This is a genomic window from Albimonas pacifica (genome assembly GCF_900113695.1).
GTDB lineage: Bacteria > Pseudomonadota > Alphaproteobacteria > Rhodobacterales > Rhodobacteraceae > Albimonas > Albimonas pacifica.
Genome location: NZ_FOQH01000002.1, coordinates 38,202 through 52,600, shown reverse-complemented (window position 1 = coordinate 52,600; position 14,399 = coordinate 38,202). Strand labels below are relative to the sequence as shown.

13 protein-coding genes are annotated in these 14,399 nt (G+C 73.9%); 7 read left to right on the top strand and 6 right to left on the bottom strand.

From position 1 onward, the window contains the following. Nucleotides 1-69: 69 nt before the first annotated feature. The 3 genes from BM064_RS03135 to BM064_RS03125 are packed head-to-tail and all read right to left on the bottom strand — an operon-like array spanning nucleotide 70 to nucleotide 2,465. Nucleotides 70-1,425 (bottom strand): acetyl-CoA carboxylase biotin carboxylase subunit, encoded by a 1,356-nt coding sequence (locus BM064_RS03135; protein WP_092857799.1) that lies wholly within the window; start codon nucleotides 1,423-1,425, stop codon nucleotides 70-72. Next, nucleotides 1,426-1,662 (bottom strand): acetyl-CoA carboxylase, encoded by a 237-nt coding sequence (locus tag BM064_RS03130; protein WP_092857797.1) that lies wholly within the window; start codon nucleotides 1,660-1,662, stop codon nucleotides 1,426-1,428. It abuts the gene before it with no gap. A 20-nt stretch (nucleotides 1,663-1,682) separates the two neighbouring features. Then, on the bottom strand, nucleotides 1,683-2,465 hold the full coding sequence (locus BM064_RS03125; protein WP_092857795.1) for a 5-oxoprolinase subunit PxpA: 783 nt from the start codon (nucleotides 2,463-2,465) through the stop codon (nucleotides 1,683-1,685). Nucleotides 2,466-2,700: 235 nt separating this feature from the next. Here BM064_RS03125 and BM064_RS03120 point away from each other — a divergent pair, with 235 nt between their 5' ends. The 4 genes from BM064_RS03120 to BM064_RS03105 all read left to right on the top strand — a co-directional run bounded on the left by BM064_RS03120 (nucleotide 2,701) and on the right by BM064_RS03105 (nucleotide 8,019). After that, nucleotides 2,701-3,612, top strand: a complete 912-nt coding sequence (locus BM064_RS03120; RefSeq protein ID WP_092857793.1) for a LysR family transcriptional regulator — start codon at nucleotides 2,701-2,703, stop codon at nucleotides 3,610-3,612. A gap of 162 nt (nucleotides 3,613-3,774) precedes the next feature. Beyond that, nucleotides 3,775-5,190, top strand: coding sequence for an amidohydrolase (locus BM064_RS03115; protein ID WP_092857791.1), 1,416 nt, complete (start codon nucleotides 3,775-3,777; stop codon nucleotides 5,188-5,190). Between the two features lie 347 nt (nucleotides 5,191-5,537). Then, nucleotides 5,538-6,758 carry a calcium-binding protein gene (locus BM064_RS03110; protein ID WP_092857789.1) on the top strand — a complete coding sequence of 407 codons (1,221 nt, stop codon included), beginning with the start codon at nucleotides 5,538-5,540 and terminating at the stop codon, nucleotides 6,756-6,758. Nucleotides 6,759-6,849: 91 nt separating this feature from the next. Then, on the top strand, nucleotides 6,850-8,019 hold the full coding sequence (locus BM064_RS03105; RefSeq protein WP_092857787.1) for an HPP family protein: 1,170 nt from the start codon (nucleotides 6,850-6,852) through the stop codon (nucleotides 8,017-8,019). 45 nt (nucleotides 8,020-8,064) lie between these two features. Here the strand turns inward: BM064_RS03105 and BM064_RS03100 are convergent, their stop codons facing one another. The 3 genes from BM064_RS03100 to BM064_RS03090 all read right to left on the bottom strand — a co-directional run bounded on the left by BM064_RS03100 (nucleotide 8,065) and on the right by BM064_RS03090 (nucleotide 11,799). Beyond that, nucleotides 8,065-9,483 carry an amidohydrolase family protein gene (locus BM064_RS03100; protein ID WP_177236130.1) on the bottom strand — a complete coding sequence of 473 codons (1,419 nt, stop codon included), beginning with the start codon at nucleotides 9,481-9,483 and terminating at the stop codon, nucleotides 8,065-8,067. 100 nt (nucleotides 9,484-9,583) lie between these two features. Continuing rightward, nucleotides 9,584-10,861 carry a M28 family peptidase gene (locus BM064_RS03095; RefSeq protein ID WP_092857783.1) on the bottom strand — a complete coding sequence of 426 codons (1,278 nt, stop codon included), beginning with the start codon at nucleotides 10,859-10,861 and terminating at the stop codon, nucleotides 9,584-9,586. Next, on the bottom strand, nucleotides 10,858-11,799 hold the full coding sequence (locus BM064_RS03090; RefSeq protein WP_092857781.1) for a LysR family transcriptional regulator: 942 nt from the start codon (nucleotides 11,797-11,799) through the stop codon (nucleotides 10,858-10,860). Before BM064_RS03090 ends, BM064_RS03095 begins: the two co-directional genes overlap by 4 nt. A 120-nt stretch (nucleotides 11,800-11,919) precedes the next feature. Here BM064_RS03090 and BM064_RS03085 point away from each other — a divergent pair, with 120 nt between their 5' ends. From BM064_RS03085 to BM064_RS03075, 3 genes are all read left to right on the top strand, one after another. Then, a complete protein-coding gene (locus BM064_RS03085) occupies nucleotides 11,920-12,693 on the top strand; it encodes an amino acid ABC transporter ATP-binding protein (RefSeq protein ID WP_092857779.1) in 774 nt (257 codons plus the stop codon). 49 nt (nucleotides 12,694-12,742) lie between these two features. Beyond that, nucleotides 12,743-13,549: a transporter substrate-binding domain-containing protein gene (locus tag BM064_RS03080; protein ID WP_092857777.1), complete on the top strand. Its 807-nt coding sequence runs from the start codon at nucleotides 12,743-12,745 to the stop codon at nucleotides 13,547-13,549. Between the two features lie 100 nt (nucleotides 13,550-13,649). After that, entirely contained in the window at nucleotides 13,650-14,315 is a 666-nt protein-coding gene (locus tag BM064_RS03075; protein ID WP_092857775.1) for an amino acid ABC transporter permease, read from the top strand. Nucleotides 14,316-14,399: the final 84 nt, after the last annotated feature.

Genomic DNA, 14,399 nt, shown 5'->3' with positions numbered 1-14,399 from the left:
CCGTGCCGCGCCGGGGGGCGGCTGGTCAGGGGGGCGTCGCCCCCCGGCCGGGGGCGACGGGTGGGGTCTTCAGGCGCGCTTCGCGAGCCAGTCTTCGAGCCAGCCGGTATGCGCCTCGCCGGCCTGGACCTGCGGGTCGGCGGCCAGCGCCGCGTGCAGGGGGAGGGTGGTCTTGAGGCCCTCGATCTTCATGCCTTCGATGGCCTGCGCCAGGGCGGCGATGGCGGCGGCGCGGTCCTCGCCCTTCACGATCAGCTTGCCGATCAGGGAGTCGTAGAAGGGCGGGATCGCGTAGCCCTCGTAGAGGAGGGTGTCGAAGCGCACGCCCTCGGGGACCGAGAGGCCCGACACCACGCCGGGGAAGGGCATGAAGGCGTTGAACGGGTCCTCGGCGTTGACGCGGACCTCGATGGAGTGGCCGGACATGGCGATGTCGGGTTGGGCGACCGAGAGGGGGGCGCCGAAGGCCACGCGGATCATCTCGGCGACCAGGTCGTGGCCGGTGATCATCTCGGTCACCGGGTGCTCGACCTGGATGCGGGTGTTCATCTCGAGGAAGGCGAAGGTCCCGCGGGCGGGGTCGAAGAGATATTCCAGCGTGCCGGCGCCGCGATAGGAGACGGCCTCGGCCAGGCGCACGGAGGCCTCGCAGACATGGGCGCGCTGTTCCGGCGTCAGGCAGGCGGCGGGGGCTTCCTCCCACACCTTCTGGCGGCGGCGCTGGAGGGAGCATTCGCGCTCATAGAAATGCACCGCCTGGGCGCCGTCGCCCATGATCTGGACCTCGACATGGCGGGCGTCGCGGATGAACTGCTCGATATAGAGGCCGCCGTCGCCGAAGGCGGCCTGGGCCTCCTGGGCGGCCTGGGGGAACAGGCGGGCGAGGTCGTCTTCCGATTCCGCCACCCGGATGCCGCGGCCGCCGCCGCCGGCGGCGGCCTTGACCATGACGGGGTAGCCGATCCCGGCGGCGATCTCCTTCGCCGCGGCGACGTCCGGCACCCGGCCTTGCGAGCCCTGGGCCACCGGCACGCCGGCGGCGACGGCGGCCTCGCGGGCGGCGACCTTGTCGCCCATGCGCGCGATGGTGTCGGCCGACGGGCCGACGAAGATCATGCCGGCCTCCTCGACCTTGCGGGCGAAGGCGGCGTTTTCCGACAGGAACCCGTAGCCGGGGTGGACGGCGTGGGCGCCGGCCTCCCTGGCCGCCGCCACCACGCGGTCGGCGTCGAGGTAGGATTTGGCGGCCTGCGCGGGGCCGATCTCGACGGCGCGGTCGGCCTCGCGCACGGCGAGCATGTCGGCGTCGGCGGCGGAGTGGGCCTGGATCCACTCCATGCCCAGCGCCTTCGCGGCGCGGCCGACGCGCACCGCGATCTCGCCGCGGTTGGCGACGAAGAGGGATTTGCCGGCGGGATCCGCCACTTACTCGAGCTCCGCGAGGAGCGCGCCGGCGGTCACCGCGTCCTCGTTCTCGATCTTGAAGGCGATGTTCGCGCCGGCGATCTCGGCCTTCACCTCGTGGAAGGATTTCATCACTTCCACCAGCCCGATCACGTCGCCCACGGCGACCGAGGCGCCGTCCTCGACGAAGGGCGCGGCCTCGGGCGAGGGCTTGCGGTAGAAGGTGCCGGGCAGCGGCGAGCGGATTTCCTTGGCCATGGGGGCGGTCCTTTCAGGGCTCAGGCGGCGACGTCGAGGGTCGAGGGCGGCGCGATGGTCACGCCCGCGCCGGTCAGCGCCGCGCGCACCGCGGTCCCGATCTCGAGCGCGCCGGGGGTGTCGGAGTGGAAGCAGATCGACTCGAACTCGACCGTCAGCTCCTTGCCGGTGACGGTGGTCACCTTGCCTTCGCGGCAGGCGCGCAGGCACTTCTGCGCCATCTCCTGCGGGTCGAGCCTGCGCATCTTGCGGGCGAAGACGATCAGCCCGTCGTCGCCATAGTCGCGGTCGGCATAGAACTCGCGGATCACCGGGCGGCCGGACTCCTGCGCCACGCGCCGGGTCTCGGAGGCCTGCATGCAGTAGAGGAACACGTCCGGCGCCGACCGGCCCAGCGCGTCGCAGATCCGGCGGGAGAACTCGGCGTCCCGCGCAGCCGTCATGTAGAGCGCGCCGTGGGGTTTGACGTGCTGCAGGCGCACGCCGTGGCGCCGCCCGAATTCGCGGAGCGCGCCCACCTGGTAGAGGATGTCGTTGACCAGCTCCTCGTGGCTCGCGTCGATGGCGCGGCGGCCGAAGCCCTGCAGGTCGTTGTAGGCGGGGTGGGCGCCCAGGCCGACGCCGTGCTCGGCGCACATCCGGGCCATGCGGTCCATGATCGTGGGATCGCCCGCGTGGAAGCCGCAGGCGACGTTGGCCGAGGAGATGATCTTCATCAGCTCCTCGTCGGGCGCCTCGCCGTAGCTCCAGTGGCCGAAGCCCTCGCCCATGTCGCAGTTGAGATCGACGGCGGAACGGTACATCGGCGCTTCCTTTCGGCTCTGGGGGACGCGGGGGGCGCGCGCCTGTCTGGACGACTCGCAGCCTGTCCCTGCCGGCGGACATGAACCAGAACAATTTCGTGCGCTTGCAATATCAGAATTTCAGATACACGCTGACGGCGAAGCCAGGCCGGGGCGCCCGGCCGGCCCGTCTGCCGGGACGGTATCGGATTTCTCGATGGAACGACCTTCGTTATTCTGATCTCAAGGACCGGACATGTCCTTCAACCTGCGCCACCTGAAATACTTCGTCGCCACCGCCGAGCTGGGCCAGGTCAGCCGCGCGGCGATCGAGCTCTCGGTCTCCCAGTCGGCGGTCACCGCGGCGATCAAGGAGCTGGAGGGCGTCGTGGGCGCCGCGCTTTTCCAGCGCTCCGCCAAGGGGATGGCCCTGACCCGGGCGGGACAGCGGTTCCTGTCCTCGGCCTACGAGATCCTGACCAAGGTCGAGGAGGCGATGCAGGTGCGCGAGGGGCCCGAGGTCTCCGGCCGGCTGACCATCGCGGCGACCTACACGGTGATCGGCTACTTCCTGCCCGTGCATCTCGAGCGGCTGGCGAGGGCGCAGCCCGGCCTCGACGTCACCATCCACGAGATGCCGCGCGAACTGATCGAGGAGGGGCTGCTGGCGGGCCGCGTCGACATCGCCGTGGCGCTGACCTCGAACATCTCCAACCCCGAGCTCGCCTCGCAGACGCTGCTCGGCTCGCAGCGGCGGCTCTGGACCCCGTCGCGCCATCCGCTGCTGGAGCGCGGCTCGGTCGGGCTCGCGGACGTGGCCGAGCACCCCTACGTGATGCTCACGGTGGACGAGGCCGCCCATACCGCGATGCGCTACTGGGCCCCGACCGGCCGCCAGCCGCGGATCGTGCTGCGCACCTCCTCGGTGGAGGCGGTGCGCTCGATGGTGGCGAACGGGCTGGGCGTCACCATCCTCTCCGACATGGTCTATCGTCCGTGGTCGCTGGAGGGGCGGCGGCTGGAGCAGGTGAACCTCGCCGACGCGGCGCCGCCGATGGACGTGGGGCTGGTCTGGCGGCGGGGGGTGGAGTTCACGCCCGCCATGAAGGCCTTCCGCGACTATTTCGCCGCGCGCTTCCTCGCCTCCGCCGGCGGCGCCCCGCGCTGAGCGGCCCCCGGCCCCCGGCCCCCCGCCCTGCGACCTGCGACCTGCGACCTGCGACCTGCGGCCTGCCGGCGGCAGGCGCCGCTTGCCGATCCGAAACCGGGCCGCATAGTCTCGTCCCCCGACGCGCCGCGCCCCCGCGCGCGCCTGACCGCAGGAGCCCCCATGAACGCACATCCGCTCTGGCCCTTCGTGGAGGCGGCGAGGCCCCGGTTCGAGGCGCTGAGCGACCGGGTCTGGGCCACGCCCGAGACCTGCTACGCCGAGACCGCCTCGGCCGCCGCCCATCTCGAGGAGCTGACCGCCCAGGGCTTCCGGGTGCAGGCGCCGGTCGCCGGCATCCCCACCGCGATGATCGGCGAGGCCGGCGAGGGCGGGCCGGTGATCGCCTTCCTCGGCGAGTTCGACGCGCTGGCCGGCCTCAGCCAGAAGGCCGACGTGTTCCGGCGCGAGCCGCTCGAGCCCGGCGCCAACGGCCATGGCTGCGGGCACAACCTGCTGGGCTCGGCCTCGATGCTCGCCGCCGTCGCGGTGAAGGCGTGGCTCGAGGCGACGGGGACCCCGGGCCGGGTGCGCTACTACGGCTGCCCGGCCGAGGAGGGGGGCGCGGCCAAGGCCTTCATGGTGCGCGACGGGGCCTTCGACGACGTGGACGTGGCGATCACCTGGCATCCCGGCGCCATCCCGGGCGTGCTGAAAGGCGGCTCGCTCGCCAACGCGCGTATCGACTTCGCCTTCGAGGGCCGCGCCGCCCACGCCGCCGGCGCGCCGCACCTGGGGCGCAGCGCGCTGGACGCGGCCGAGCTGATGAACATCGGCGCCAACTTCCTGCGCGAGCACATGCCCGACGAGGCCCGCATCCACTACGCCTTCATCGACGCGGGCGGGATCTCGCCCAACGTCGTGCAGGCGCAGGCCAAGCTGCGCTACACGGTGCGCGCGGGCACGGCGCCCGAGATGACGGCGCTGCTGGAGCGGGTGCGCAAGGTCGCGGCCGGAGCGGCGATGATGACCGAGACGACGGTCACCGACCGGGTGCTCTCGGCCGTCTCCAACCTGATCTACAACCAGCCGCTGGGCGAGGCGATGCAGCGCAACCTCGAGCGGCTCGGGCCGCCCGCCTTCACCGACGCCGACCGCGCCTATGCCGCCCGCTTCCAGGAGACGCTGGGCGAGGAGGACATCGCCGCCGCCTATCGCGGGGTGGGGATGAGCGAGACGCGGCGGATGCCGCTCGCCGACTTCATCGTGCCCGCCGAGGCGCCGGCGACGCCGCTGGGCGGCTCGACCGACGTGGCGGACGTGAGCTGGGTGGTGCCCACGGTGCAGATGTGGGGCGCCAACCACGCCATCGGCACGCAGCTCCACAGCTGGCAGGTGGTGGCGCAGGGCAAGAGCCGCCCGGCGCTGGCCGGCATGGTCCACGCCGCGGCGGTGATGGCCGCGACCGGCGCCGACGCGATGCGCGACGCGGAGCTGCGCGCGCGGGCGAAGGCCGACCTCGCGCGCCGCGTCGGCCCGCGCGGCTACGTCAGCCCCCTGCCCGAGGACGCGGAACCGCCGATCGCCGCGATGGCCTGACCGCCGCCCCGCCCGCTCGCCCCGCCCGGGCGGGGCCGCGCCGCGGGGCCGGCGAGGCGCCCCCGCCTCCGGCGCTCCGGTCGGCGCGGACCCGGAGCGGGGGCGCGGCGCAGGGGCGCCTTCCGGCGCCCCGGCCGGCGACGGCGCCGGGCGCCCGCGGCGCGTGCCGGATCGGAGCCCGCGCCGCCCGCGCGGCGACGCAGGCGGCGCGCCCGAGCGGTTCATCCCCGGTTCAATCGCCGTGGCGGCAACATGCGCCGCGCGCCGCAGGCGCGCGCGCCGGCCCGGGCCGCGGCGGGGATGGCCGCGGCGGGCGTGCGCATCTCCCTGGATCAGGATGATCTTCGATGACGCTGACTTTCATCGGCACGGACATCGACGGCTTCGACGCGGTCGCGGCGGGCGACATGGTCGTGGTCACGGCCACCGGCCGCCTGTCGACGCCCAACTTCGGCGACGCCTTCGACTTCGCCGCCCTGAGCGCCGTGCACCTGGTGGTGCAGGGCGCGATCTTCGCCGAGGACAGCGACGCCGTGAGCTCGGACTCCGGCTCCAGCTCGCTGCGGGTGACGGTGGACGTCGGCGGCTCGATCATCGCGGGCAGCGACGGCGTCGAGCTGAACGGCGACGACCACGAGGTCGCCAACGCCGGCCTGATCCGCGGCTTCGGGGACGCCGCGGTCCAGCTCCTGGGCGACGGGGGCGTGGTGTCCAACACCGGCGTCCTCTCCGGCCAGCGCGGGATCTCGATCTCGGGCGCGGGCGCCGACATCTCGAACGCCGGCCTGATCGAGGCGACGGGCGATGTGCTGGGCTTCGGCCTCGGCATCGAGGTCGGCCAGGGCGCGACCATCGCCAACACCGGCACGATCTCCGCCGCGCAGGTGGGGGTGATCTTCACCGACGGCGCCGGCACGCTGTTCAACAGCGGCGTCATCGTCGGGCGCGGCGGCACGTCGGTCGACGCCTCGAACGAGGCCGACGTCGTGCGCAACGCCGGCGGCCTGATGGGCGACGTGATCCTCGACGCCGGCGACGACGTCTACGTCGCCGTGCGCGGCGGCTTCGTCGACGGGACCGTGACGGGCGGCGACGGCGCCGACCGGCTGACCGGCGCCTCGGCCGAGGACGCGTTCTCGGGCGGGGCCGGCGCGGACCTGCTGCGGGGCCGCGGCGGGGAGGACGCGCTCGACGGCGGCGACGACCGCGACGAGCTCGCCGGCGGCGGCGGCGACGACCTGCTGCAGGGGGGCGCGGCCAACGACGTGCTGCGCGGCGGGGCCGGCGACGACGTGCTCGACGGCGACGGCGGGCGCGACCGGCTGTTCGGGGGCGAGGGCGCCGACCGCTTCGTGTTCGAGCCGGGCGAGGGGATCGACCGCGTGTTCGACTTCCAGAACGACGTCGACCTGCTGGACCTCTCGGCCTACGAGATCGCGAACAAGGCCGCGTTCAAGGCGCTGACCTCCGTCGAGGACGGGGACCTGGTGATCAACCTGGGCGGCGGCGGCGAGGTGACGCTGGAGGGGGTGAAGCTGCGCCAGATCCTCGACGACGTGCTCCTGTAGGCGCGGGCGCCGACGTCGCGGCGCGCTTGCGGCCCGGGCCCCGGCGCGCTAGGCGCCGGGGGCGGACCGCCGGCACGACGGGAGGGGGGCCATGCGCAGGAGGACGAGGACGGCGCTTCGCGGCTGGCTGCGCGGGCTCGCGCCCGCCGTCGCCCCGACGCCGGCGCGCGAGGCGCTGCGGGCGGGCCTGGGCGCCTTCCTGGGGCTGCTGGTCGCGGGGGCCTTCGTGCTCTCGCCCGCCATCGACCTCGAGTCGGGGCTCTACCTGGTGGCGCCCTTCGGGGCGACCTCGGTGCTGATCTTCGCCGTGCCCAACAGCCCGCTGGCGCAGCCCTGGTCGGCGGTGGCGGGCAACGCCGCCTCGGCGCTGGTCGGGGTCGCGGCCTGCCTGTTCGTGCCCGATCCCGCGCTGCGCATCGCCGTCGCGGTGGGGGGCGCGATCGTGGTCATGGGCCTGCTGCGCGCCATGCACCCGCCCGGCGGCGCGGTGGCGATGACCGCGGCGATGGGCCCCGAGGCGATCCGCGCGCTGGGCTTCGGCTTCGCCCTCGTGCCGGTGGCGCTGGGCACGGCCCTGCTGGTGGCGCTGGCGATGGTCTACGCCCGCGCCACCGGCCGGCGCTATCCCCACCGCCAGTTCGGCGAGCCCAACGCCCACGGCACCGCCGACGCCCCCGCCGCCCAGCGCCTGGGCCTGAGCGAGGCCGAGCTCTCGGAGATCCTGGAGCGCTACCGCCAGTCCCTCAACCTCGGGGTCGAGGACCTCGCCCGCCTGATCGGCGCGGCCGAGATCCAGGCCGCCGGCCGCCGCGCGGGTCCCGCGACCGCCGCCCAGATCATGTCGCGCGACCTGGTGACGGTCGGCCCCGACACGCCGCTGGAGACGGTGGCCGACCTCTTCGACCGGCACGGCTTCACCTCCCTGCCCGTCACGGCGCCGGACGGTTCGTTCCTGGGCGTGATCTTCCAGCTCCACCTGATCCGGCGGGCGGTCGCGGACCGCATGCGGCTGGGGCGCGGCTTTCCCGCGGCGCTGTCGCGGCTGCTGGACCGGGGGTGGAGCGCGCCGGCCCGCGCCGGCGACGTGATGGCGGTGGGCGCGCCCCGCGCCACCACCGCGACGCCGCTGGGCGCCCTGCTGCCGATGCTCGCCGAGGGCGGGACCGACGCCGTGCCGATCCTGCACGCGGGGCGGCTGGTGGGCATCGTCACCCGCACCGACATGATCGCCGCCCTCGCCCGCGGCGCCCTGCGCGGCTGAGGCGCGGCCCCCGCCGGGCGCCCCTGCCCGCCCGGCCACGGCCCCTCAGTGCATCCCGCAGGGACAGGCGCCGAGGCGATGGGCGCCGCCCAGCTCGGCGATCAGCGCGGCGAGGGCGGGGGCGCGCGCCTGCACGGCGCGCAGGGCGGCGTCGACGTCGATCCCCGCCACCTTGCGGTCGCGCATCGCCACCCGCCCCCGGATCACCGCGTGGCGCACGTCGCTCGCCCGCGCGTAGAAGATCAGCGAGGACGGCACGCCGTAGTAGGGCTGCATGTGCGGCGTCTCGAGGTCGACCAGGATCAGGTCCGCCTCGAGCCCCGGGACGAGCCGGCCGACGCGCCCGCCCAGGCCCAGGACCTCGGCCGCGCCGGCGGTCGCGTGGTGCAGCGCCTCGTCCGAGCGCAGGGCCTCGCTGCGGCCCTCGCGCAGGCGCAGGGCGTTCATCGCGTAGCGCATCCCCTCGAACGGATCGTTCATCATCCAGTCGGAGCCGAAGCCGGTGCGGATCCCCGCCGCGCGGATCGCCGCCAGGTCGGGGTAGTGGCCGCGCCGGGGATAGATCGTCGAGCAATGGGCGTAGCCCGCCCCGGTCTGCGCCACGGCGGCGAGGTCCCGCGGCCCCGCCCGGGTCAGATGCGCCAGCACCCAGTCGGGGCCCAGGGCGCCGATCTCGGCCAACCACTCGGCCGGGCCCATGCCGTTGTTTTCGGCCTGGACCTGGGCGACCTCCTGCGGGGACTGGGCGACGTGGCAGTGCAGGCCGACGCCCAGCCGGCGCGCCTCGGCCGCGCAGTCGAGGTGCAGGCCGCCCGAGCAGGTGTCGGCGGCGTGCGGCCCGATGCGCGCGGTGATCAGCCCGTCGCCGGCGCCGTGCCAGGTCTCGGCCACCCGCACGCCCTCGCGCAGGCGGGCCTCGCCGACGGCGGCGTGGCGGGTGTAGTCGCCGTCCGCCAGGCTGGGCTTGTCGACGTCGAAGATCTCGGTCGAGACCTGCAGGCGCAGGCCCGTCTCCAGCGCCAGCTCGGCCATCGCGTCGGGGCAATACCAGAAGTCGTTGAGCGTGGTGTAGCCGGCCAGGATCATCTCGGCGACGCCGAGGCGCGCCAGGATCCGCCAGTCCTCGGGCGTCACCCGGCTCTCGCCCCGGAAGGAGACGGTGTAGAGGCCCTTCTGCCCGATGCCGTCGTCGAACTGGCCGCGGAACACGGTCGAGGCGGCGTGGCAGTGGGCGTTCACGAAGCCCGGCAGCAGCGCGAGGCCGGGCCCGCCCAGCCGCTCGGCCGGGGCCCAGCGGCCGGGATCGCAGGCCGGGCCGGCATAGAGGATGCGGCCGTCGCGCACCGCGACCTCGGCCCCGGTCACCACCTCCGCCTCCGCGCCCGGGTCTGCGGCCCCCGGGTACATGAAGCCGGCGGAGACCAGCAGGTCGACGGGCTCGGGCGGCCGGGGGGCGTCGGTCATGGGCGGTCTCCTTCGGGGGGGATGCGGGGGATGGGGCGGGCGTCGGACCCATGGTCCCCGCCCGCCGCCGCCGATCAAGGGCCGATGGGCCCGGCGGACGTCAGAGCGCAGGGGCGGGCGCGGGCGCCGCGGCGCGCCAGGCGGCGGCATCCTCGGCCGGGGCGTCGAGGGCGTGGCGCACGATGCGCTCGGCGAGGCCCGCGGCGCGCGTCAGCTCGGCGGGGTCCACCAGGTCGCGGCGGTCGCGGGGGGTCAGCACCAGGCGGGCGGGCGCCTCGTGCTGGCCGAAGCCCGCGACCAGCCGGAAGGCGGGGATGCCGGCGCGCGCGAAGTTGGCGTGGTCGGAGTTCGCCTGGAACGGCCGGTGCAGGCGCAGGGCGAGGCCCTCGGCCTCGGCCGCCGCCAGCAGCATCGGCTCGATCCCCGCCATGCCGCAGGTCAGGGCGGCGAGGCCGCCGTCGGGGCCCATGCCCCCCACCGGCGAATCCAGGTTCGCCACCAGCGAGACGCGCGCCCGCTCCGCCGCCGACATCGCCTCGACATGCAGGGCCGAGCCGGTCAGCGCCCATTCCTCGGCGTTGAAGAAGGCCAGCGTCAGCCCGCGCCGCCAGCCGCCCGCGGGGCGGTCCGCGGTCAGGCGGCGGGCGACCTCCAGCGCGGCGGCGAGGCCGGAGGCGTTGTCGATGGCGCTCTCGCCCAGGTCGTGGCCGTCGATATGGGCGGTCAGGATCACCCGCGCGTCGGTCCGGCCGGGGAGGTCGAAGAACAGGTTCTCGGCCGTCGCGGGGCTTTCCTCGGTGGTCAGGGACAGGCGCGCGCGGGGGCGGCCGGCGGCGCGGCGGGCCAGCGCCTGCGCGGCCTCGGGCGAGATGCCGAAGGCCGGGATGCCCGCCTCCTGCGGGGCCCGGCCGGAGGAGCCGGCGACGCAGCCGCCCGCGACGGGGCCGGCGATCAGGAAGCCCACGGCGCCGGCCTCGACCGCGGCGCGGTACTTGAGGCGGCGGTGGATGGTGCCGGGGTTGAACATCAGCTCGTGGCGCACGAGGACGATGCGGCCGGCGATCTCGCCCGCGTGGGCGGCGAAGGCCTCCGGCTCGCCACGGCCGAGGTCGATGACCTCCGCCTCGACCTCGCCCGGCGCGCTGCGCACCAGCGGATGGGCCGGAAGGGGCGCGCCGTCGGGGCCGGTCAGGGCGCAGGCGAGCGGGCGCCAGCCGCCGTATTCGAAGGGCTCGGCGCGCGCGGCGACGCCGGTCGCCTCCTGCCCCAGCGACTTGAGCAGCGCGGTCGCGGCACGCTCGGACGGCGATCCGCACAGACGGCCCCCGGTGTCGCAGATCGCCGCGAAGGCGCGGTCGAGGAAGGGGGCGTCGGTCATGCAGGGGTCTCCGGGTCGGGAATGTCTTCGGGAATGTCTTCGGGGGCGGGCGCCTCGCCGGTCAGCCGGCGCTCGATCAGCGCCATCAGCTCCTCGGCGAGCGGGGTTGGCGAGGTGGAGGCGCGGCGGAACACGCCGATCTCGTAGCGCAGCGCCGGGCGGAAGGGGCGCGCGACCAGCCCCAGCGAGGCGAAGGTGCGCGCCGACCAGGCGTCGACCACGCCCACGCCGGCGCCGGCGGCGACCAGCCCGCAGATCGCGGCGAAGAACTCGCTCTCGATCGCGGGGGCGTAGTCGAGGCCGCATTCCACGAACAGCTCCCGCACCCGGTGGCCGATCAGCCGGCGCTCGGACATGCCAACCAGCGGGTGGCCGGCGAGGTCGGCGGGGCCGAGCGCCTTGGCCCCGGCCAGGGGGTGGCCGGCGGGGACGATCGCCACGCAGTCGGCGGCATGACGGCGGATCTCGACGCCCTGCACATGGATCGGCCATTCGGCCACCGCGATGTCCACGGCGCCCGCCTCGAAGGCGGCGGCGACCTCCTCGGAGGTGCGGTTGAGCATCACGATGCGCGCGTCCGGCCGGCGGGCGCGCAACTGGGCCACCACCTCGGGCAGCAGCGAGATCGAGGCGGAGGGATGGCCCGCGACCACCAGCGTCTCGGTCTCGCCCGAGCGGATGTCGCGGGCGGCCTGCTCCAGCCGCTCCAGCGCGCCGAGCGCCGTGCGGATCTCCTCGTAGAAGCGGCGGCCGCGGAAGGTGATCGCCAGGCGCCCGCCGGAGCGCTCGAACAGCTCGAACCCGGCATGGGTCTCCAGCCGCGCGATCTGGGCGCTGACCGCGGGCTGGGTGACGCCCAGCAGCCGGGCGGCGCCGGTGACCGAGCCGGCCTCGACCACGGTGCGGAACGCCTCCAGCAAGCGGGGATCAAGGGTCATCGAAATTCCTTATGGCTGGAACGTCATTCCTGACAGGAGAGAATTTATCCTTGATGGCATGAATGGGTCAATGCATAACGACTCGTGATGACCAATGAATCAGCAGCGAGTTCCGCCCGAATGCCCCCGGCTGAAGCATCCTCCGGCCCCCTGATCGAAACGCGGGCTCTGACCAAGCGGTTCGGCGAGAACACGGTCCTGCGCGACGTCTCGATGGGGGTGCGCTCGGGCGAGGTGGTCTGCGTCGTCGGCCCCTCCGGCTCGGGCAAGACCACGCTGCTGCGCAGCCTCGCCCTGCTCGAGGCGCCCACGGGCGGCGAGATCCGGATGGACGGGACGATCATCGCCGCGGGCGCGTCGACGGGCGCGGTGCGCCGGGCGGCCCGGGCGGTGCGCTCGGACATCGGCATGGTCTTCCAGCACTTCAACCTGTGGCCGCACATGAGCGTGCTGGGCAACGTGATCGAGGCCCCGGTCCGGGTCCGCGGCCTGCCCCGCGACCAGGCGGTGGCCGAGGCCGAGGCGCTGCTGGCCAAGGTCGGTCTCTCCGACAAGCGAGACGCGAGCCCGGGGCGCCTCTCCGGCGGTCAGCAGCAGCGCGTCGCCATCGCCCGGGCGCTGGCGATGAAGCCGCGCCTGATGCTGTTCGACGAGGCGACCTCAGCCCTCGACCCCGAGCTGAAGGCCGAGGTCCTGGCGGTGATGCGCCAGTTGGCGGAGGAGGGCATGACCATGCTCGCCGTCACCCACGAGATGAGCTTCGCGCGCCGCGCCTGCACCCGCGTGATCTTCATGGACGCCGGCGAGATCGTCGAGGAAGGCGCCCCGAAAAGCTTCTTCGACGCCCCCACGACCGAGCGCGCCGCCCGCTTCCTCGCCCGGCTCGAGGATTGAGCCGAAGCCTCCCTCCTCCTCCTCCCGACCACCGCAACGGAGCCGACCCATGAAGCAGATCCTGAAGACGGCGCTGGCCGCCCTCGTCGCCGCCGGCGGGTTCGCCGCCGCGCAGCCCGCCGCCGCGCAGCAGACGGACTCGCGCCTCTACCGCGTCACCTCCTCGGGGACGCTGCGCGTGTGCCAGTACCCGAACTACTACGCGATCTCCTACCGCAACCCGCAGACCAGCGAGATCGAGGGCATCGACGCCGATCTCTCGAAGGAGCTGGCGAAGGAGCTGGGCGTCGAGCTGGAGATCGTGGAGAGCTCCTTCGGCACCTTCATCGCCGACCTGCAGGCCGACAAGTGCGAGATCGGCATGTTCGGCATCGGCGCCACCCTGCAGCGCGCGCAGGCGGTGGCCTTCTCGGACCCCTACCTGGTCTCCTCGATCTACGCGGTCACCACCAAGGACAGCGAGATCAAGGCCTGGGAGGACATCGACCAGGACGGCGTGCGCGTCGTGGTCACGCTGGGCTCCTACATCGAGCCGTTCATGCGCGGCTATCTCAAGAAGGCCGAGCTGATCACCGTGGCCCCGCCCGCCTCGCGCGAGGGGGAGGTGATCGCCGGGCGCGCCGACGTGCTGATGACGGACTACCCGACCTCGGTGAAGCTCGCCTCGCTGTTCGACTGGGTGAACACGCTGGAGCCCGAGGGCTCGCTGCGCCCGACGCCCTATTCCTACGTGGTGCCGCAGGGCGACCAGATCTGGCTGAACTACGTCAACCTGTTCGTCTCGACGATCAAGCTCGACGGCCGGCTGCAGCAGTTCGCCGAGAAGAACGCGCTGGGCCCGATCGTGGCCCCCTGACGCAGGCCGGGCGGGCGGCCGAGGCCGCCCGCCCCCCCCTTCCTCGCCCCGCGACCGCCGCGCCCCTCGCGGCGAACCCCGAACCCGGAGAGGCCGCCGCATGGGCGACTACAGTTTCCGGTGGGACGTCATTCCCGCCAACATCGACTTCCTGATGAGCGGCCTGCAGCAGACGCTGCTGATCTCGGCCATCACGCTGGCGCTGGCGCTGGTGGGCGGGCTGGTGATCGCGCTGCTGGACCTCTCGCCCTGGCGGATCCTGCGCCTGATCGGGCTGAGCGTGGGCGAGGTGATCCGCAACACCCCGATCCTGGTGCAGCTGCTGTGGGTCTACTACGTCATGCCCATCACGCTGGGCATCAACCTCGACGCCTGGACGGCGCTGGTGATCGGGCTGTCGCTCTATTCCTCCGCCTTCATCGCCGAGGCCTATCGCGCCGGCATCCAGTCGGTCCCCGTCGGCCATCGCGAGGCGGCGCAGGTGCTGGGCCTCTCGCCGTTCCAGACCTTCGTGCGCATCACCCTGCCGCAGGCGGTGCGAACGATCCTGCCGCCGCTGGCCGCCAACTTCGTGCAGCTGATCAAGTATTCCTCGCTCGGCTCGGTCATCTCGGTCGGCGAGATCACCCGGCGCGGCATGGAGCTGTCGTCCTCGATCTTCCGCCCGCTGGAGATCTTCACCTTCATCGCGGTGGTCTACTTCCTGATCTGCTGGCCGCTGGCCATGGGCATCCGCATCTGGGAGCGTCGCCTCTCGCGCCGCTGAACCGCCCCTGCCGGCCCGCCGCCCGGCGACGCGCCCCGCACCGGGGCGCGCGCCCGGCCGCCCTCTCCCGATCCGCCCCGGAGC